General features: G+C 60.9%; 13 protein-coding genes and 2 pseudogenes. 5 read left to right on the top strand and 10 right to left on the bottom strand.

What is annotated here, in order from left to right; genetic code table 11:
* Positions 1-146, bottom strand: a 146-nt coding sequence (locus AB3X95_RS15785) for a phage integrase N-terminal SAM-like domain-containing protein (protein WP_368621836.1), incomplete at its 3' end; no start/stop codon positions are given.
* A 209-nt stretch (positions 147-355) separates the two neighbouring features.
* On the opposite strand from AB3X95_RS15785, the gene AB3X95_RS15780 reads away from it, so the two are divergent.
* Positions 356-904 (top strand): aspartate carbamoyltransferase, encoded by a 549-nt coding sequence (locus AB3X95_RS15780; RefSeq protein ID WP_368621809.1) that lies wholly within the window; start codon positions 356-358, stop codon positions 902-904.
* A gap of 295 nt (positions 905-1,199) precedes the next feature.
* Here the strand turns inward: AB3X95_RS15780 and AB3X95_RS15775 are convergent, their stop codons facing one another.
* The 3 genes and pseudogenes from AB3X95_RS15775 to AB3X95_RS15765 all read right to left on the bottom strand — a co-directional run bounded on the left by AB3X95_RS15775 (position 1,200) and on the right by AB3X95_RS15765 (position 2,844).
* Positions 1,200-1,355, bottom strand: a complete 156-nt coding sequence (locus tag AB3X95_RS15775; protein WP_368621808.1) for a hypothetical protein — start codon at positions 1,353-1,355, stop codon at positions 1,200-1,202.
* Between the two features lie 325 nt (positions 1,356-1,680).
* Positions 1,681-1,956, bottom strand: a pseudogene (locus AB3X95_RS15770) (transposase); the annotation flags it as partial.
* A 348-nt stretch (positions 1,957-2,304) separates the two neighbouring features.
* Positions 2,305-2,844, bottom strand: coding sequence for a DUF4142 domain-containing protein (locus AB3X95_RS15765; RefSeq protein WP_176125260.1), 540 nt, complete (start codon positions 2,842-2,844; stop codon positions 2,305-2,307).
* A 566-nt stretch (positions 2,845-3,410) separates the two neighbouring features.
* Here AB3X95_RS15765 and AB3X95_RS15760 point away from each other — a divergent pair.
* Positions 3,411-4,952, top strand: coding sequence for a phospholipase C (locus tag AB3X95_RS15760; protein WP_368621807.1), 1,542 nt, complete (start codon positions 3,411-3,413; stop codon positions 4,950-4,952).
* Between the two features lie 942 nt (positions 4,953-5,894).
* Here the strand turns inward: AB3X95_RS15760 and AB3X95_RS15755 are convergent.
* The gene (locus tag AB3X95_RS15755; RefSeq protein WP_176125262.1) at positions 5,895-6,185 is read right to left on the bottom strand and encodes a hypothetical protein; all 291 of its coding nucleotides are present in this window, start codon (positions 6,183-6,185) and stop codon (positions 5,895-5,897) included.
* A 788-nt stretch (positions 6,186-6,973) separates the two neighbouring features.
* Here AB3X95_RS15755 and AB3X95_RS15750 point away from each other — a divergent pair.
* Positions 6,974-8,887 carry an SMP-30/gluconolactonase/LRE family protein gene (locus tag AB3X95_RS15750; RefSeq protein WP_368621806.1) on the top strand — a complete coding sequence of 638 codons (1,914 nt, stop codon included), beginning with the start codon at positions 6,974-6,976 and terminating at the stop codon, positions 8,885-8,887.
* A gap of 347 nt (positions 8,888-9,234) precedes the next feature.
* Here AB3X95_RS15750 and AB3X95_RS15745 read toward each other — a convergent pair whose 3' ends face one another.
* Entirely contained in the window at positions 9,235-10,965 is a 1,731-nt protein-coding gene (locus AB3X95_RS15745; protein WP_368621805.1) for an alpha-keto acid decarboxylase family protein, read from the bottom strand.
* A gap of 219 nt (positions 10,966-11,184) precedes the next feature.
* Here AB3X95_RS15745 and AB3X95_RS15740 point away from each other — a divergent pair, with 219 nt between their 5' ends.
* Positions 11,185-12,009 (top strand): TetR/AcrR family transcriptional regulator, encoded by an 825-nt coding sequence (locus AB3X95_RS15740; protein WP_368621804.1) that lies wholly within the window; start codon positions 11,185-11,187, stop codon positions 12,007-12,009.
* 196 nt (positions 12,010-12,205) lie between these two features.
* Here the strand turns inward: AB3X95_RS15740 and AB3X95_RS15735 are convergent, their stop codons facing one another.
* The 3 genes and pseudogenes from AB3X95_RS15735 to AB3X95_RS15725 all read right to left on the bottom strand — a co-directional run.
* Positions 12,206-13,798, bottom strand: coding sequence for an MDR family MFS transporter (locus AB3X95_RS15735; RefSeq protein ID WP_368621803.1), 1,593 nt, complete (start codon positions 13,796-13,798; stop codon positions 12,206-12,208).
* Between the two features lie 1,080 nt (positions 13,799-14,878).
* Positions 14,879-16,255, bottom strand: coding sequence for an acetyl-CoA C-acyltransferase (locus tag AB3X95_RS15730; RefSeq protein ID WP_368621802.1), 1,377 nt, complete (start codon positions 16,253-16,255; stop codon positions 14,879-14,881).
* Positions 16,256-16,341: 86 nt separating this feature from the next.
* Positions 16,342-16,494 (bottom strand): annotated as a pseudogene (locus AB3X95_RS15725) (acyl-CoA dehydrogenase C-terminal domain-containing protein); the annotation flags it as partial.
* Between the two features lie 401 nt (positions 16,495-16,895).
* On the opposite strand from AB3X95_RS15725, the gene AB3X95_RS15720 reads away from it, so the two are divergent.
* A complete protein-coding gene (locus tag AB3X95_RS15720; RefSeq protein ID WP_368621801.1) occupies positions 16,896-19,646 on the top strand; it encodes a LuxR C-terminal-related transcriptional regulator in 2,751 nt (916 codons plus the stop codon).
* Here AB3X95_RS15720 and AB3X95_RS15715 read toward each other — a convergent pair.
* Positions 19,641-20,870, bottom strand: a complete 1,230-nt coding sequence (locus AB3X95_RS15715; protein WP_368621800.1) for a DUF445 domain-containing protein — start codon at positions 20,868-20,870, stop codon at positions 19,641-19,643. The genes AB3X95_RS15720 and AB3X95_RS15715 overlap by 6 nt on opposite strands.
* Between the last annotated feature and the right edge of the window lie 30 nt (positions 20,871-20,900).

The raw sequence follows: 20,900 nt of genomic DNA, 5'->3' as shown, positions 1-20,900 counted from the left end.
GTATCAGGCGAGCGCCCGAGGTATCGGGCGAACTCACGGACGATGCGCAGATAGTTGGCTTGCGTCTTCGGGGAAAGCTGGCGCATGCGCATGTCGTCGATCATGCGCTGGCGCAGCGGGCTGACGGTCGGTTGGGAGGAGGTCATGATGCGGCTCCTGTTGAAGAACGAGGCGGATTGCCTCATTCGCCAACATACGGAACCGCGCGACGGACCTCTCGCGAACCGCCAGGCTTAGCCGGAGCCCCCTACCGCGCGAGCGGTTTCGTTCGTCGACCCTGAAGGGACGTTCGCCAATACCGGAAACGGACATTGAACGCTAGACTATGCGTTCTCTCTTCCGATTGGAGCAAACCATGTCGCGCCCGTCGGCGGCTGTTGTCGCGGTCTCAACCGCGGTCCTTCTCGGGATAGCTGTTCTTTCGTCGCCCGCCATCGCCGACGTTACGCCACGCCAGAGGGAAGTTGAGCAACACGGCACGGAGATAATGCCGTTCTCCCTTGCGGCCACCACACACATCTTTACGAAGACGGCCAACGGCGGAACCCAGCAGGTCGTCACGAAGCATCACGATCCGAAGCAGGCCGCCATGATCCGCGGACACCTGGCCATGATCGCCCGGCAGTTTTCGGAGGGAGATTTCAATGCGCCGGTGCAGATCCACGGCAACGACATGCCGGGCCTAGCCGTACTACGTACCGCGAAGCAGGGTGAACTGACGATCCACTATCACGACTTGCCTGATGGAGGCGAAATCGTATATCACGCGGACGAGCCTCGCCTCGTCATGGCGTTACACGAATGGTTCGACGCCCAGTTGTCCGATCATGGCCACGACGCGATGGCAGGGCACGATCCAGGCATGATGCACCATCATCCGGCAGACGCCTCGACAGCGGAATAGATAGCGCACACGATCAGGAACCGAATGATTGGCCGGGCCGATTTCCCGCCCGGTCAGTGGCGGGTCAGCGCCGGACCTTTGACTTGTTACGAATTCAGAAGTGAGCGCCGAAGGGCCGCTTGTGGCCCGAACGGAGCCGCTGTGCCTCAGGCGGATTCGAGGCACGGGTGCCGCGCCTCATAGCGATCTAGCGCTGCTGTCTCAGCAAGTCGAGTTGGCGCTGTTGTCTCAGCGAATTCAGTTCGCGCTGCTGCCTCAGCAAATCCAGTTCGCGCTGTTGTTTCAGTAATTGGAGTTATTCCTTCTGAAGTTCGATCTGTTGCTTCTGCGCTTCCAATTGCGCTCTATACGCCCCCATGCTTTGGTCAGCCAGCGTTCCCTGCGGATACGTCTGCGCGTAGGCAAGGGAACAGCCAGCCGCCAATGTCGCAGCAACGATAGGTGCTTTCATGATGCCCCCGCGCGGATGCTCTTTTGAAATATCTTAGGCCAAAAAAGCCAGAGCATCTGCGGGGACCGACGTTGCTGTCGGCGTCGTGCCTGGATCGGTGATTGCGTCTGCTGCGCGAGCGGCGCGCTTTTCGCAGTGGTGACGAGAGGCTGGCATCGACCCAAGGCGTGCGGAAACAGCACAGAACGGCAATACGACGCGTGGCTCTTACGCCGCCTGGCGCGGTTGACTGTCGTGGGCGCCAATACCACAACGACGCGCCTTTAAACGGCTCTGATGCGTTCTAACAGGCTCTTCTGGATCTGTTTTAGGGCCTACGTAGTGCTCACGCGCCTGCGAACCGCATCGCCTTCATCGTCTTCTTGAACCCCAGGATTCTCAGCACCCGCATAAGGTTGTAGGCAAGTACGTTCAGGCTCATCTCGGTACCTACATTGGGTAGCCTTCGGGTCAGGAAGTGCGTGTAGCCCATCCAATGCTTGAACGTCCCAAAGACGTGTTCGACGGTCGGCCTGCGCACTGTCATCGCATCAGGCGTCTTGTCCAGCCGACGTTGGACTGCCTCCAGCACCGACTCGTGCTCCCATCGGCTTATCCGTCGGCCGCCCCGTCAGCGCTGGTTCAACACCATCGAACCCGAGTTTCTGAAGATCAAGCTCGCCTGCAAAAACATCGACTACGCGCACGGGGTTGGTGTCTGTCACGTAGTCGTCAAGTGCTTCTAGGAAGAGAAAGCTACGATGGTCGCCTTGAACCGCTTCCTCTCGCTCATCCTCCGCTACCGGATGAGCTATTTTAACGCGCCAAAATGGCGTTTTGACACGGTCTGGGCCGGCTACAGTCGTACGTATCCGACGCGGGTGACCCTTGCGGAAATTTAATAAGCGAGCGAGAACGTCGGACGCCGGCTCCAGATCGGATCGTCCTCACGCTGATCCCGTCGCGCAGATCATCGTCCAAACCTCGGGTGTTCCAGCGCCAACTGCAATTGGTGAGCTTGGTCGAGATGGAAAATAAAAGACAGGCGAGACCGGACGAGCAGTGTCTTCAATTCTGCGTTCGTCGTGGACCGAATGAAGGTATTTGCCAATTTGACCAGTTGCTGCAGGAAGATCACCTCGCGATCAAGGTACGCCTGATCGAACTCGTGAGTTTCGACTGCATTGAGCCTCGCGAGGTCGTCGTAGCTCTGCTGCGCGAGCGCATCGCTAATCCCACTTCGTTGTGGAGTTGCTGCGAGTCTATGCATCAATCCAGCGGTTTCCTGGTTGACCTGTCCATGCTCGTCAATCATTCGATTCGCGAAGAATCGTACGCTTCTCGACTGCGTTCTGCGCAAGGCTGTTTGGCCGGCCGCGATTTCCGCCTGATTCGCCACAAGAATGATGCCGACGATCTGTGCATCGGTCAGATCCGCCTCTTGGCCAAATGCGCAAATTGTCGATGCGAGGAGCAGCAACAGCGCTCCAGCGGTACGTTTAACGTTCATTGTTCCCCTCAAATTCGCGTTCCGGTCCTTAATGCACCGTTCACTGAGCGCGTCGATAACACAGTTGACATGCTACGCTTCCTCGATGGCTACATGCGCGTGACGATGCCCGTCGAGGTCACGCAACCAGTCGAATGAAACCGGACAAATCGGCAGCTGCTATGTAGTCCAAAACAGCGCGTCAAACCGGAGACTTGGCCGGCTAGACGGCTTGCGGCGTGCTGCCCCGCAGGACAGGCTGACGAGCAATGCAACGAGTGCGCGCCGGCCACGGTGCAACCGCTTCACGAACGCCGGTAGAGATACGTCCTACGCGAGACTTGGAACCGCAATGGTTAGACGAGGATTGATCTGACGTTTGACTGCCACCGCGCCACGCTGTGAAGACTGGGTACGCAAAAATATTGAAGCAGCGTCACCAAAATGCCATTCCGCCTGATTACGCTGACTTGAGCTTCTCACGCTGGTTCCATCGCAGTTTCGCAAGCTCACTGCCGTGTCGTCCTCAACAAATCGCTTGATGGGTCAATCCTGTCGAATGGCAATGAATCTGAAGGAGTCCGAAAATGGAAACGCCGAAACCAAATCGAATTGCCCTTGCCGCACTGTTGGTAACTGCGGTGAGCAGTGGACTGCTGCTCTCGACACCCGCCCGTTCCGATAGTGAATCCTCCACCAGAACGCCTATCAAGCACATCGTGGTGATCTTTCAGGAGAACGTCTCCTTCGATCACTACTTCGGCACCTATCCGTACGCGAAACCGAACACGGACGGCACGCGCTACTTTGGCAACCCGAAGGAAGATACGCCAAGGCCAAATACGCTATTGAGCGCGGGCTTGCTGACCAACAATCCCAACGGCCAGAATCCGTTCCGGATTGACCGCAGCGTACCCGTGACCTGCGATCAAGATCACGGCTACAGCGACGAACAGTTCGCGTTTCACGGTGGATTGATGGATCGCTTCCTCACGCACAGTTGCAACGATGCGATACTCGGTCCGAACAGCACACTGGGCTACTACGACGGCAACACCGTCACCGCGCTGTGGAACTATGCGCAGCATTACGCGATGAGTGATAACTCGTTCGGAACGAGTTTCGGTCCGTCAACGCCCGGTCTTCTCAACCTCGTGGCCGGCACGACTTACATGGGAACGATCACCAACAACATTCTGACGAGCGGCAACATTGCCAATGGCGGCACCAGCGGAGCGGTCATTGGCGATCCGGATCCGGCCGGTGACAAGTGCTCCGATCCCAAGCGCACTCAGATCACGATGTCAGGTGAGAATATTGGCGATCGGTTGAATTCCGCTGGTCTTACCTGGGGCGCGTTCATGGGAGGCTTCGACAACTGCGCGGCGACCCATAACAACGTCGCCGGCGCCAGCGTCGTCGACTATATCCCCCATCATGCGTTTTTCCAGTATTGGAAGAGCACGCAGAATGCGCAGCACCTGCCACCGAGTTCCGATGCCGCGATTGGCAAGTTGGATCAGGCCAATCATCAATACGATTTGCATCGGTTCTACACAGCGATCGCGCATCACAACCTGCCGGCGGTGAGCTTCCTCAAAGCACGAGCGTTCCAGGACGGCCACGCCGGATATTCGGATCCGCTGGACGAACAGATGTTTGTCGTCGATGTGATCAACGCCCTCATGCATTCACCGGAGTGGCGTGAGACCGCGGTCATCGTCGCCTACGACGACTCGGATGGATGGTATGACCATGTGATGGGCCCCATCGTGTTCCAGTCCAACGTGCTGGATGACCAGCTTCTCCCGCCCGGAAACTGCGGTCAGCCAAAGGCCAACGATCCTGCAAGCGGTACCCAGAACGGGCGCTGCGGCTACGGCCCCCGGCTGCCGCTGCTGGTGATATCGCCGTGGGCCAGGACCAACTACATCGACCATCAGGTGACCGACCAGTCTTCGATCATTCGTTTCGTCGAACACAACTGGAACCTGCAGCCTATCGGCGGCGGTTCCGCGGATGCGGTTGCGGGGTCGTTGAACGGGTTCTTCGATTTTGACCATGGTCCGCGTGCGGGACGTCTGATTCTCGACGACCGCACGGGCCAGATCGCTTCGTTCGATCAGTAACTGCGCTATGCGTGCGGGCGGCATCAGTCCTCGCACGCATCTCGGCGGCTCAATCATCATCCGCCTGACCAAAGGTCTTGACTATGAGCCGGCATCGTATATCGAGCATCTACATCTCACCGCTTCCGCTGCTTACATTGCAACGCTCCTTAGGAACAAAAGCGTTGCACAGTGGTTAAAGGACCATCATCCTGACTTTGCGACGCAATTCGAAACCATCAGCCATGAACCGCGGGACGCACGGTCCGCATCGGAGTCTAGCGGGCCCAGGTCAAAGAATTTCCGTCGGATCGGAGAATTGCTGTCCAGCACTTCCTCCCCTCGATAACTTGATTCGCGCGGCAACGTTGTCGTTGGCATGTACTGATTGATGCATCCACGAAATGCCGCAAATGCCAAGCGATCGTGAACCGCAAAATCGGGGGGCAATTCGACTCTACAGTCGTTGGTCCCGCGGTCGTGTCCTCTAAACCGCCTCTTCGGAGACAGGAGTTCGGCCATAGCCGACGGCGGCCGATCAGGAACGTGTGGCCGTTTTAGATCGTCTCGCGGACATTCGCGACCCGGTCTCGGCGAGTGTCCGCATTCCCTATTGGCGAACGAGTCTTCACGACCCACCCCGGCCAGTCAGTCCCCTCGGAAGCAGCCGTTCAACGTTTGACATGAGTCGCGTACATCCGCCTGTTCGCGACCCGCCGCTCGATGAAGAAGAAAACAGATTGCCCGCTCAGCCTTTCTGAATAGTACGGACGTGGGTCCGTTGAATGCTTGTCAGGCGGCAAGAGAGCCCGACGTGCCGCATTGCGACGAGCCGGGAGCATTTGCAAAAGGCACGTCTGGACGAATCGGGCAAGACGCGGGCGTGAGAGTGGACGGTGAGGCCCGGCTGCGTACGTCCCAATCCGCCCGCTGAACTCACGCGCTGCCATTCGAAAGGCAAAGTTACTTCAGGTGAATGAGGACTGATCCCTCCGATATCTCCGGCGCGCCCACGCCCGTGCTTTCGGCGTTTTTCGCGATCCAGTCCTTCGCCTTTTGCACGCTTTCATCAGTGCCTGCCTTGTCCTGGCAAACAGTCACCGAGAATCCGCCATCGCCGCTGCGTGCGAGCGTGTAGCCGACAAAGCCTTTGACCGAACGCATCAGTTCTTCGACGTCAGCCGTGCGCTTCTCCAGCAGATCGAACAACTCCTTTGCGCCTTTTCCGGAAAATCTCCTGATAACAGTTTGCATGATTGCATCCTCCTGTTTGATGGATCAGCGAGACGAGCGTGCCGAACGAACAATGAGTGCAGCGTGTAACTGCCCTTCCCGGCAGCGTGTAGTGCGGAGCAGTAGTTGAGAAGGCCGTGCACCTGATTTCTGCGACCCATATCAAGTGTAGTCACTGTGCCTTCGTAGTAAAGCCGGGAAGCGGTGCAAACTCCTCCTGGTGCCTTCGGCCACTATCCGCAATTGACCGGCCGAGCCCGGAAGTTCGGCAGACGGCCGAGTCCGATCAGACGCCCCCAGGCCGCGAACTTCGGTAGTCGGCCCTTACCGCACCTTCGCCTCCCGAGAAATCACCGCGCTCGCGGGCTACACTTGCCAGTCGGAACCGCCAGTTGCCACGGGATCGCTCATCCACCTCGCGGACCGGCTGAAAGCGTTGCACGGGCTGGGGTCCAGCGCATTTGTCTGTACTGGAGGACGCGTACAGCTCAACCTTTTCCGCACCGCGCCGATATACCGCTCGAACGCAGCGTTGAGTTGGACAGAGGCGACACTTGCTGGAGTGGCGAGTGGACAAGGACAGTTTCCGGCGAAAGGCCACTCGCCGAACGGGCGAGCGCCACCGGGCGCGCTTCGAAGACCCCCTTCCCAATCGAAGAATCTTTCAGTCCTAGCGCACATGCCAGCACGACACGGAAGGGAGCCGCAGGACCGTCAGTCGGTCCCCATTCAAAGCCCATCAGGTCGTCAAGGCTGCGCCAACGCTCATCTCCCATTTCCGGTGCCTCAGGAGGGCGCGCTTCACGATCATGAAACGAATCTATGCCCAGTTCCTCGCCGCACTGCTGATCGCTACGCTTGCGCCGCAGTGCCAGGGACAGTACACCACCGACTGGGTGGCGAACACGTTTGGGACCAACGCTACCCGCGTGGGTAGCGTTGCACGCTCCATGTGGATAGCGCCCGAGGGCGCCATCTACACGGCTTCCATGTGGGACGAAGACGAAGGTGGTGTCGCGATATACCAGAACGGCCAAAGCCTGGGGTCCATAGGAGGTCACGGCGAGTTTCAGGGCAGCGCCATTACGGGAAATGCAACTTCGATCTTTGCCGCTCTGCACTTCAATACTACTTACGGCAGCGGCACGGTGGCGCGGTACAACCGAAGCACCCAAACTCGCGACTTTCTCATCTCGGTCAGCGCGACAACGACTGAGCAGCGGGCTGATGTAATCACGGGACTCGCAACGTCGGGTTCGCTCCTTTATGTGAGCGACTTTCCTGGAAATCGCGTCCGCGTCTACACCACCGACGGCGTTTGGCGGCAGGATATCGCCGTCTCATACCCTGGCCCGCTCGCGGTGGACAGCGCAGCGAACATCTGGGTTGCGCAGAAGAGTATGGGCGCGATCCTCGAATTCAATCCGGCCGGCGTGCTCGTGAACACCATCCAGATGTCCGCCGCCTCTCGACCGTCCTCGCTGTATTTCGATTCATCGACCGGGTGTCTCATGATCGGCGACGAGGGCCCCGACATGAACATCAAGTCCTATAACATTTCGGGCATTCCATTTCTGGTCAGTACATTTGGCATTCAGGGGGGATATCTCAATTCGACAACGGGAATAAAAGGCCAGGTTGGCGATAAGCGCTTTACCCGCGTCGCCGGCATCGGCAAGGACGCCGCCGGTAACCTGTACGTGCTCAACAACCCGTGGGGCGGGAGCTGGGACCTCGGCCGTGACGGCGGCACCGACATTCACTCCTATGACAGTTCTGGCCACCTGCAATGGAAGCTTCAGTCTCTCAACTTCGAGGGGGTCGCTGCTCCGGACCCAGGTACTGACGGTACGTATTTCTATGGAGGCACCTACATCTACAGTGGCACTGCGGGGGGAACCTTCGTAGCGAACACTGTCGATCCGATCGAATATCCATCCGATCCACGCATCAATATCAACGATCGCTCACGGGATGAGCACTTCGGTCAACTTGCCACCGTCGGCGCCAACCGGATCCTCGTGGCGTCCGGCCAGAATCCCGATACCTTCTACTTCTTCCACTTCAATGCGGCGAATGGCTACATCGCAATACCGGACGCGACGCTTCCAGGTATGGCGTTCAATACGACAGCACCGGTCAGGGACGGATTCTGCCTCGACAGCAAAGGGGACATCTGGGCCGGTTTGGACAAGACGAATGCCATCTGGCACTTTCCGCTGACCGGCTTCGATGCCAATGGTCAGCCGAGTTGGGGAGCGGGAATTGCAACGCCCATTCCGGGCACGATCACGCCATTGACGCGGATCATCTACCTGCCGGAAAGCGACACGATGATCCTCGCACAGGGAGCTGTCGGGAGCACGGACTGGACGTCGATCGGAACGCGAATCGAGGTGTATCACGGCTGGCTCGCAGGCAACGCAACTGTTCCCAATCCGGTGATCAACCTCACCAGCGCTAATCCCAAGTCGATTGCGGCAGCCGGCAACTATCTCTTCGTCGGATACGTACACACGGTGCCCAACATCGATGCCTTCAATCTGACCACAGGCAGCCTGGACACAACGTTGATTAACAGCAGCCCCAACACCGTGTACGTCGGCAATGACGTGGATTCGATGTACGGCCTTAGATCGTACCGTCGGTCGACCGGGGAGTACGTGATCACGAAGGACAACTACAATGGGACCAGCGTCATCATTTATCGCTGGACACCCTGATCAACAGTGCTCGTCGCGGCTATGCCCCGGCGAGCACCTCACGTCATGTCGGCTTTTTGACGTCGTTTCGTTTCACGGGGGCGTTCGACCGGAAAATCCGCGCGGCCTTCCGGACCGCTGGCTACTTACCAACGGATGATTGTTGACGATCCACGTCGTGCTCTCCAACGTCCGTTCCTGGCCGACTACCGCCCCACACGATCGGCCATAGACACTCATGGCGGCGTGGCCCGCTATCGATCCGCCCCTCGCTGACAGCAATTCGAAACAAACACAGCTTCGCCCCGCGGCGATCGTAATCGCGAGGCGGGCGAACCGGGTACGGTGCCTAACCGCAGCACCGCTATTTACGCAGTGTCGGGCCGGAGCTGCAGGTTGTCGCGGTGCTGCGGGCCGCGAGGCCCGTAGTCGAGCTCGGCCCCGAGATTGCTGCTCCGGGTGATCAGGGCGGGTGCGTCGCAGGGATCCATGATCGACTCGACGAAAAGCAGCATGTCATTCGGCGCCGCGAGCGCATCTTGCAAGTCGCCGCAGGTCCTGACCACGAACGAGCGCGCCGAGGCGCCCGGGTGGAGCACTTTCGGCAGATCGGCATAGGCCCAGTTGGCGACGTCGTTGTACGGCTCGCTCTTGCCGATGTAGCCGCGTTCGATGGTGTATCCGCCGTTGTTGATCAGCAGGATCGCTGGCTTGTGATCGTGCCGCAGAATGGTCGACAGTTCCTGCGCCGTGACCTGGAAGGAGCCATCGCCCACGAGCAGCACGTGACGACGGTCCGGTGCCGCAGTCAGCGCGCCAAGCAGCGCTCCGACCGAGAAGCCGATGGATCCCCAGTTGATCGAGCCGATGAAGGTGCACTTCGGCGGCAGCTTCAGGCCGAGGATGGAGAAGGATGTGCCATTGTCGACGTACACGACGTCACCTTCGCGCAGGTAGCCCTGGATGGCCTGCCAGTAGTCCGACTGCGTCAGCCTCGCGGAAGCGTCGGCTTGCTTGCCCGGTACCGCTGCGGCAGCAACAGGGCGCGGAGCGCGGTTCGTGACCTGCGGAACCGCTTCAATGACGCCGCGGAGCACTTTCTTGAGCGTGACGGCCTGATAGTTGTCTTCGCCGACGTCTACTGCGTGACCGCGGGCGTGGATCGTGCCGGCGGGGAGCGTTGCCGTGAAATCGCCTGTGGTCACTTCGATCGGCCGATAGCCTATGGCGAGCAGGCAGTCACTGTTCTCGATCGTCTCCTGGACCCCAGGCTCGCTGCCCTTGCCGTTGTAGATGCCAACGTAATGCGGGAACGACTCGTCGATCACGCTCTTGGCTGCGTTGATCACGGCCACCGGTGCCCTCATCTTCTGTGCCAGCTCCATGAGGTCGGGGGCGACGCCGAACCGGGCGGCGTCCGCATCCACCAGGATCGCGGGCTTGGTGGCGGCGGACAGCCGCTGCGCGACCGCGGCGATACAGGAGCGCAGCCGCTCCGGATCACTGGGTGCGTCGGCGAGGACGAGCGCAGCCGCGGGCACCTCGATCTCGAGATACGCGATATCGGACGGGAACTCCATGTACACCGGGAGCTTCTCCCGCCAGGCGGTGAGAATCAGGCGGTCGATCTCTGCGGCCGCGTTGCGCGGGGTGATCCGGGCCTGCGCCGCGGTCACCGGCGCGTAGGCGCGCAGGAAATGGTCATAGTTCCCGTCGGCCATGGTGTGGTGCATCCCCAGGCCGCGATCGATGGACCGCAGCGGTATCGCACCGCAGATGCAGATGGTCGGGACGTGCTCGGCGTAGGAGCCGGCGACACCGTTGAGCGCGCTCAGGGCGCCCACCCCGTTCGTCACGAGCAGCGCGCCGAGGCCCTTCAGCCGGGCATAGCCGTCCGCCGCATAGGAGGAGGTCAGCTCGCCGGTATTGCCGACCCATTGCAGCGTGGCGCGATCGTGGAGCTGCTGCAACAGCGGGAGATTGTAGTCACCGGGGACACCGAACAGATGCCTGATGCCAGCTTCCTCGAGACGGCGAAGCAGGAAGTCGCCGATCGTCATTCTTTGGGTGAGGCTGGCCGTCTGTTGATTGATTTCCATAAAAGACTCCTGATCTGATTCATCAAAGGGATGAGCGCTACCGTGCGCGATCGAACTCCGCGGAGCTGGGTATCGGTTTTGGACGGCCACACCGTAGTGTTCGTCAGCCTTTTCGATTGCTTACAAACCGGATGCTTTTTCGACACATCGGCTTCTTGCGGAATAATGACATGCTACGATCGTGCGTGGTCGCAGGTCTGTCAGATCTCTGGCTTTTCGATGTTTTCTGAAGCAATTTCCGCCGTTGTCTCCGCTATGGGATTAAGCGCCTCTGTAGTTGAAAGAATATCCACCAGCCCCTGGTTTTCTTCGCTGCCGTTAGCAGAACAAAGCCGCCTGGCAGCGGACAGCACGCTGATTTGCATCGACGACCATGGCAATCTGCGCAATGCGCTCATCGAAGCGGGGCGCAACGCGCTCAAGGATGTGTCTGCACAAGATCTGAGTCTTCGTTACCTCGCGCGAATGGTGGGCGTATCAGAAGCCGCGCCCTCGCGACATTTTGCCGGTATCGACGAACTTCTGGCCACGATCGCGGCGAGTGGATATCGCGACCTCGCTGCGTTGCGCGTTGCGATCCGTGACAGTGACGACACCGCACTTGCCAAAGCGTACCGGATGATGCGGGTGTATGTTGAGTTCGCGCAGCGCCACAATGGACTGTTCGGTCTGGTGATCGGACCTCGCATCGTGGCGCATCAGGCGTATCCAGAACTCACCGAGGAAAGTAACAGGTCTTTTGGGTTGTTTTCCGAGACGATTGAAGCACTAGCTATCGAGAGCGGCTGGGCCCATGCCGATCTAAAGCTAGTGACTCATGCCGCGTGGAGCATGGAACATGGTCTCGCCACGCTGATCCTGGCGAACCGCGCACCGAGGGCGGACACCAAGGTCGCAATACCCAAGTTGATCGATTTCGTCTTGATGACGTTGCTAAGCGCGATCACGGTCGGCCCGGATCATCTCCAGCGCGTGATTCAGCAGTGCATGCTCTCTGAAAAGCCTGTGGTGACCCGCACAGCGCGCAAGCGCGCCAAAGCGTAGCCGTCGTTGCTGTCAAATGTGAGCGCCGCCGCAGCATACTGTTCTGGAGGTGTTCGACATCGTGATCAACGAGGGACGCTGCGGAGTTCAGTCGCACTCCCAGCATGGCATGGTCACGCTGTGCCCCAGCTACCACGGAATGTCGCTAACCATGTACGACCTCGCAGGTAGCAGCCGACACCGGGGTAACCCATCGTCAACTATTTTGTGGCTGCGCCTCGAGATAGCCGACCCGCACCGGCGGCACGAACCACGCGAGACACAAGCCGACCATCGCAGCCACAGCGGCCACGATGAGGCCAGTGTGGATCGAATCAACGAGCGCGCTGCGCGCCGAGTTCATCATCGCGTCGCCGGCGTGCCCGGCGCTCACGAGGCGACTGATCAGCGCGGCCTGCTCGGCACGGTCCACGAGCAGTTCGGGACTTGCAAACGACTTGAACCACTGCGCCGCGTGGTATGAATCTAGCGAGCGATTCACGCCCATCGTGTAAAGGTGCCCCAGCAGCGCGCCGGTCATCACCGTGCCAAGCATGCCGCCGAATGTGCGCAGCGACTGCAGCAATGCGGTGGCGGCGCCGAGATGGTCTCGCGAGACGATCTGCTGCGAGCAGACCGTGAGGCTCGTGCCCACGAGGCCCAACCCCAAGCCGCTCGCTCCCATGCACGCCATCCACACGAGGTACGGCTCGTGGCCTCGCAGCACGACCACCGCGAGGCTCGCAAAAGCGGACAACGCGAAGCCGACGTAGAGGATCGCGTTGGCGCGCCGGATGCGCGTGACCACGCGGTTATTGATGAAGCTGCCGACCGTCGTGCCGAGCAGGAGCGGCGTGATCAGCATGCCCGAGGCACGCGGAGACATCGCATAGCCGCCCTGAAACAGCAGCGGCACGTAGAAAACGAGAGAGAACAGCGCGAACCCGCCGAGCATTGACATTGCAAAAAGCGCACCGAGCCTGCGGTCGAGCAGCATGTCCACGGGGATGATCGGATAGCCCATGCGCTTTTCCCAGAAGAAAAGCGTCAGCGAACAGACCAGCGCGATCACGGCCAGTATGATCGTAGAAGCAGTCCATCCTTGCCTCGGCAAGAGCTCGATCGCCAGCTGCAGCGCGCCGAACGTCACGGCGACGACGAATGCGCCGAGCCAGTCGAGGCGCAGCCGCGCGCCGTCGCGGGCATGGCGCAAGTGCGGAAGGAAAGCACGGACGAGGAACAGCGCCACCACACCCACCGGTACATTGACGAAAAACACGAGCCGCCAGCTTCCGTGCTGAGTCAGCATGCCCCCGAGCATTGGCCCGACCATGTTCGCAAGGCCAAACGCCGATGTCACGAACACCAGCCAACGCAGGCGTAGCCTCGGATCGGGGAACAGGTCGGCGACGGTCGCGAACACCGTCCCCAGCATGATGCCGCCACCGATGCCCTGAAGTCCACGCGCGAGCACCAGAAACAGCATGTTGGTCGCCATCCCGCAGAGCACCGATGCGAGGGTGAAGACAAGGATGGCGGACAGCATGAAGGGCTTGCGACCGAACAGATCGCCCAGACGCCCGAAGATCGGAATTGTGATGACCGACGTGAGCATGTAGGCCGTCGCGACCCATGCATAGAGTTCGAAACCCTTCAGCTCCGCGACGATGCGCGGCATCGCGGTGCCAACGATGGTCTGGTCGAGCGCGATCAGCATCGAAACCGACGCGACTCCTAGCATCGCCAATATCGACTCGCGAAATGGCAGCAGTTGCCGTCGTTTATCGTGAAGTTCGATGCCAGTGGCCATGAAGCGCTCCTCGCCGCTGAGAAGCGGCTGATCTGCTGCGCGGCGCCCGCCTTCGTCGAACCGGTCGGCCCCGGGTGTGCAACCTTCATGCGTTGTGCAGTGATGGTACGCCTGCAAACGCGAACGTCACGGCTGAGTCTCGGCTGTTCCGTGAGAGGCCTGCATGCGCGCAAGCAAGTCGCAAGGCTGGGGCGATTGCGCGATCGGAGCGCCCTCGCGACGGCGGTGGTCAACGGCGTTGATGTGAGCGCATGCGGCTTCTGTGTGTCCGGTCAGCTTAAACGGTGAACGTCCGTTGCACAGGCCGAACCTGCCGGATATGTGCACTGCCGCGGTGCACTTTAAAGATCCTGGCCAGTAATCTCGATACGCTCTCCATTAGATGGCGGCATTTTGCGTTCCGCAACTTCCGCTAGCCTTTGCCTTGCCAACTGAAACGCGAGCAGCAACTGCTTCTGGCTGTCGTCTGCCGCTCCGAGGTATTCGCAAACAACTTCTGGCCTGAGTTCGAAGGCGCGGTATCCCCAGCCGAAGCCGTATGCAGAGAACCACAGTGTTGACTGGCTGGCGACGACGGGGCTGTCACATTAATGTATGACGAATCCATGGCGTTCGCTCTCCAGACGAGTGGTGGACGACTCCGATTGTCCCACACCAGCCTTCATGGCCGGGTACTCGGCGGACATCAATGCGCTAGTGCATGCGTTGGCCGACCTGGTCGAGACATGGCACGCGCGTTTTCCGCGGTTTCGATCCTACGTCGTCCATGGAGATTCCGAAGCACGGGTCGCGCTCGTCCCCGACGCGGTAGGCCGGCAACCGTCGAATGATTGCGACACTAGTTCCCAGCCGACGGCGACGCCGACGCCGATTTCCCGGGACCGAAACCGTTCATGGCCTTCAAAGGCTGGAGCAGATCGAACACCGGATGTTGGCACGCATCGCGGCAGACAACCTGCAACCGTCGTGGTCGCCCCGGCAGATCGCCGGATTGCTCAAGCGCGCGTAGGGGCAACGTGGATTGCCCCCTGCTGGACAAAACCATTCGACTCACCGCTTCCGCGCAACCTCAGCCCGCAGTTACAGCATCTCCAGCGCGAGCGCGATACCCTGACCACCACCGATGCACAGCGTGACGATGCCGCGCTTCAGGCCATCGCGACGCATCGAATGGACGAGACGCGTGGTCAGGACCGCGCCCGTCGCTCCGATCGGATGACCGTGCGCAATCGCGCCGCCTTCGACATTGACGATGTCGTGCGGGAGTCCAAGCTGCTGGGCAACCGCGAGCGGCACGGCGGCAAATGCCTCATTGATCTCGACGCGTTCGACGTCGGCGAGCTTCCAGCCCGCCCGCTCCAATGCGATATGCACCGCCGGCACGGGACCGAGACCGAACATGCCGGGCTCGACGGCGGCGATACCGAATGCGGCAAGACGCGCACTCACTTCGATGCCCATGGCGTCGGCATAACCGCGCTCGGCCACGATCATCGCCGCCGCACCGCTGTTCAGGCCGGGCGCGTTGCCCGCGGTGATCGTGCCATCAGGACGGAACGCGGGACGCAGCTTTGCCAGTGTTTCCACGGTCGTTTCCGGGCGCGGCTGCTCGTCGCGCGCGAACTGAACGCTCCCCTTACGCCCTGCAATTTCGACGGCGACGAGTTCGGCATCGAATGCGCCGCGTTCCTGCGCAGCCGCGAAACGCTGCTGCGAACGCGCGGCCCACTCGTCCTGAACACGCCGCGTCAGGTCAGTCTTCGTCGCGAGATCTTCCGTGTGCCAGCCTGATTGCTCACCCGAGAAGGCATCCACAAGACCGTCGCGCAGCATGCTGTCATGCACTTGTGCGTTACCCATGCGAGTGCCCCACCGAGCAGTGTCGAGCAGATACGGCGCGCGCTCCATGCTTTCCATCCCACCGGCAACCGCGACGTCACCATAGCCAAGCGCGATTTCCTGAGCCGCCGAGACGATCGCCTGCGCGCCCGAGCCACAGACGCGGTTGACGGTGAGCGCCGGCACCGACACGGGCACGCCGCCGCCGATGGCGAAGAAGTATTTGAAAAAGAGAATCGGCGGCCATGAACGAGTCGTCGCAAGCGGCTGCAAATTGCCGAGCGCGAGCGATGGCCCGGGCGGACCGAACGGCGCGACGCTGCCTTGTGCGTAAAGCTTGAGCTGCGGCGGGATGCCGGTTGCGAGATCCAGCCCGATGTTGTCCGTGACGAAATACGTCAGCGAGAGTTCCGCGGTGAACGTGTTGTGTATCTGACCACCTGTGCCCGGCGACGTGAACGTACCAGCCGCCGAACTGCTTTGCAACGGCGTTGCGGACGAGCCGCCGAAGTTGAGCCATGTTCCGCCTACGCTGGTGATCAGACTGCCTGCGCTTTGCGCCATCGCGCTCGAACATGTCGCGCCCAGAAGGAGCGCGAGAATTGCGTGTCGGTTCATGATCTATTGATTAGTTCAGCGGGCGCATCAACTCCCATGCGCCGCCGGTCTTTCTTTTAGTCCCGCTTTGCTGCCGCGGCCGCTGCTCAGAATTGCTCGATCGAAAGGCTCGCCGCGCCTGACGCGCCGCTGCGGATCGTCTCCAGAAGCGCGAATCCTTTCGGCAATATCTTGTCGGCATAGAAGCGTGCGGTGGCGAGCTTCACGTCATGGAAGTCCGGGTCTTCTTTCGCGGCGGATTTTTGCGCGGCAGTTCGGTCATCACAAAGCGCATGTCGCGCAGCGGTGCAAATTAAATGCTCATCATCGATTGCTGCGTCAATCCCTGTAGTAAATCGAGCTCAATGGACGGGTTGCTTGGGCGCCGAGCTTCGATTCAAAGCGGCGCGCATGCCTCCTCCTTCGAAGGGTGCTTCGGCGTATGATTTCTTCAGCTAGTGCCGGTCGAATCCGGCCGCCGAGGGCAATCACCGCGGACCAGTTGGCGTGCAGCATCGTGCGCCCGTCTGGTCGCTTCCGTCGTCTTGTTGGGGTGTATGGTCACCCAGCGTGGTGCGCCGCAATATCCCCCTAACAGGGGAGCGCAATCGCGCAGATGGGGAATGGCAGTCAGGGTTAAGCCGAACGCCTGGAGCAGCCGATGCAAGTCATTCAAGCGCCCCCCCCGAAGAGCCCGCCTCTCTTCCTTGCGACGAAAGTTCTTCCGCCGCGCCTGCCCGCAGGGCTGATCGCGCGCCCGCGCCTCGTGTCCCTCGTGGACCAGGCCGAGAACAAGCGACTCACGGTGATCAAGGCGCCAGCCGGCTTCGGCAAGACGTCGCTGGCGCTTTCGTGGCTCGCGCGGGCCGCGGCGGGCAGCGCATGCGTCGCGTGGCTTTCGCTCGACACCGAAGACGACGAGCCCGCGCGCTTCTTCCATCATCTGGGGCAGGCATTGCGCAACGCGTGTCCAGGCGTCGGTGCGGCCGCGATCAGCCTGACCACCGAGGCGTCGCTCGTGCCCGCGCATGCAGTCGTCGCGACGCTGATCAACGAACTGATCGAAGTCGACGATGAGGTCTATCTGTTCATCGACGACTACCACCTGATCAGCCTGCCCGCCATTCACGACGCGATGGCGTACTTCGTCGCGAACCTGTCGTCGAACGTGCATGTCGTGATTTGCACGCGGAGTGACCCGCCGCTGCCGCTCGGCAAACTGAGCGCGCGAAACGATCTGCTGCAGATCGACGCGTCGACTCTGCGCTTCGACTTCGACGAAACACGCCGCTTCGTCGAACACGAGTGCCCAGGCAGATTGCACACGTCGAGCATCAAGTGTCTGTACACGCGCACCGAAGGCTGGGCCGCGGCACTGCGCATCTCGGCGTCGGTGCTCGCGCGCGATGAGAGCCGTCCCGAGCGCGATCTGGATGCGCCGTCGGGCGCATCGCGGCCATTCGCCGTCTACCTCGAAGAGATTCTCGAGCGTCTGCCCGCCGATCTGGTCGGCTTCATGCTGCGCACGTCGATTCTCGAACGCCTGAGCGCGCCACTGTGCGAAGCGGTCACTGGCGTCCCTGCGGAGCAACGCATGCTGGAGACGATCGCCGCTCGCCAGTTGCTGCTGTCGCCGCTCGACATCGACGGCTGCTGGTTCCGCTATCACCATCTGATGGGCGAGTACTTGCGTCGCAGGCTGGAAACCCAGCATCGCGATGAAGTGGTCGAACTGCATCGGCGTGCATGCCAGTGGTACGCCGACCAGACGTTATGGACCGACGCGGTCAAGCATGCGATCGCCGCGGGCGATATAGACCACGCCGTCTCGCTGATGGGCCACTGCGCGATGGCGCTCGTCACGAAAGGCGACCTGCTCACGCTGCTCGGATGGCAACGGCAGTTCCCGGCGCGCCTGATGCGCGGGCAGACCCACGTCACGCTCGCGATTGCGTGGGGCATGGCGCTCGCGATGCGTTTCGACGAAGCGCTCACGATGGTCGATCAGATCGAGCAGGACGCCAGCACGAACACGAGCGCCGCCGCTGACGACATCCGCTGGGAATGCCAGGCGATCCGCTCGGTGATCGCCGCGCTACAAGACGATCCGCCGCGCGCGTTCGCGCTTGCGCAACCGTGTCTCGAACGGCCGTCGACCGATAGCTGGACCCTGAACGTCGCATCCAACGTCGTGCGTTTCGCGCACTGGAAAGCGGGCAACCTCGGCGCGCTGTACGCCACACCGTGGATTCCGGATTCGATCGACGAAGACCAGCGCAACGTGTTCGCGTCGGTCTATCGCCTGTGTCTGCTCGGTCACGCGGAAATGCAGCAGATGCACTTCACGCTCGCCGAGCGCTATTTCAACGAGTCGATCGAGTTGGCCGAGCGCCAGGCGGGTCCCAAGTCGATCGCGGCGGCGCTATGCAAGCCGATGATCGCGCAGATCTGGTACGAACAAGGACGGCTCGATGAAGCGGAGGTGCTGCTGGTCGACCTGATACCGGTGATCGATCTCGCGGTGCCGCTCGACAGCACGTTGATCGCTTATCGTGTGCTGATGCGGATTGCCACCGCGCGTAGTAACGTCAAGCAGGCGTATGCGCTGCTCGATCACGCACAGGCGCTCGGCTATACGCGCGGTTGGGATCGGCTGACTGCCGGCGTCCTCGTCGAGCGTACACGGCTCAATCTCAGGGAAGGGAGAATGGACGAAGCCGCGGCAGGCGTCGCGCAACTGGATCAGTTGGTGAGCGCGCTCGCCGCCGCTTCGAAACCGGTCTCCCCCGAGATCGAGACCTTCCGCGCGATCGCGGTCGCATGGCTGGCCATGGCGCAGAACCGCACGGAAAACGCGATTGAATCGCTGATGTCCGCGTTGCGCAGCGTCGAAAGCCGGCATAACGATTATTTGGCGCTGCGCCTGCGGACCACGCTCGCGCTCGTCTGGATGCGCGCAAACGAAGAGACCCGCGCCATCGGGATTTTCCGCCAGGCGTTGAGCGCGAATCATGAGATCTATCGATCGATTCTCGATCAAGGCCCGGAAATCGGCCGGCTCCTGCAAGCGGTTCGCGACGACACGCGCTCCACGCCGCAAACGAAGGACGCTATTGCCTACATCGATCGGCTTCTGGATGGCTGGCGCGCCCTCTATGAGCCCGACGCGAAACCCGAGCGAGACGCCGAGCGCGAGCCGTTGAGCGCACGCGAGCGCGGCATCGTCGAACTGATCGCTCAGGGGCAGTCGAACAAGGAAATCGCGCGCACGCTGGGCATCGGACCTGAAACCGTCAAGACGCACGTCAAGAACATCTTCATCAAACTCGAAGTTGACAAGCGCGCGCAGGCTGTGGCTCGCGCGCAGACGCTGGGGTTGATCGCCGACGCCTGGCGCAACGAAGGTTCATAGTGCGAAGACGAGCGTGGCCGCATGTAGCAACACGCCAACCATCCCGCCAACCAACGTGCCGTTGATTCGCACATATTGCAGGTCCCGGCCGATTTCCATTTCGATCTTGCGGCTCACTTCGTCGGCATTCCAGCTTTGCACGACCTCCGTAACCAATGCGGAGAACTGATGCCGGTAGCGCACGACGAGTTCGCGCGCGAGCGCAAGCCACCATGCGTCGAGCTTGCGTTGAATCGCGGGCTCACGGGCGATGCGCTTGCCGAGCGAAGCGAGTACGCGCGCCAACGCGTCACGCAGGCTGGATTGCTCGCGCGCGAGATCGTCGATCACACCTGATCGCAAATGCGCGATCAGCACGCGTTGGTAGTTCTCCTCCCTGAAATGTCGAATGCAGTCGCGCATCAACGACTTGCCGAAACGACGGTGCGTGGCCGAAGTCCGCAAGCGCACGATGAGATCCTGCAAGGCCTCATCGAACTGGCGGCGCAACTCGTGCTCGGGGCTTGCCGCCACCTCATGGAGCAGCGCAATGATGCCTTCGATGAATTTCCGCACGATGTAGCCATCGAGCGGTGCAGGCGTGTACTTCGATGCCTCGCTGAACTTCGCCTTGATGATATTCGCGTTGCACGTCAGCCACTTTTCCAACGAGACGAGCCCGTGATCCAGCAGCGGCTGGTGCCGCTCACCTTCCGTCAAGACCTTGAGTGCGTCTCCGGCTACACGGGATATATCGAGCGTGCGCAATTGCGGTATCAGCAGACGATCGAAAAACCACGCTACGTCTGTGTCGTTATTGTCTTCGAGCAAGCCTGCGATGGAATCCGCGATGACATCCGCGACGCCACGGCTGTTCGCCGGCTCCGTCAGCCATCGCGCAAGCGCTTGCGACGCACGATGCTCGCGCAACCTGCCAATGATCAACTCCGGCGTCAAAAAGTTTTCTTCGACGAAATTGCCGAGGCTCTGGGCGATACGCTGCTGGTTTCGCGCAATGATCGCCGTGTGCGGAATGCGCAATCCCAGCGGATGACGAAACAGCGCAACGACCGCATACCAGTCCGCGATCGCGCCCGCCATGCCGGCCGCCGCAAAGGCACGCGGCCACGCGAGCCACGCATGATCGCCCTGCCACGCGCCGCACGCCGCGAGCAACGCAATCATCACCAGAAGCAGGCCCAGCGCGGTGCGCCGCATGCGCTGCAAGCTTTCCGACTTGCTCATATCGCCAGTGCACGCGCAGCCATCGCCGAA

Origin of the sequence: Paraburkholderia sp. BR13444, assembly GCF_040948755.1 — a bacterium.
Lineage (GTDB): Bacteria > Pseudomonadota > Gammaproteobacteria > Burkholderiales > Burkholderiaceae > Paraburkholderia > Paraburkholderia youngii.
This window is presented reverse-complemented; position numbering and strand designations above follow the sequence as displayed.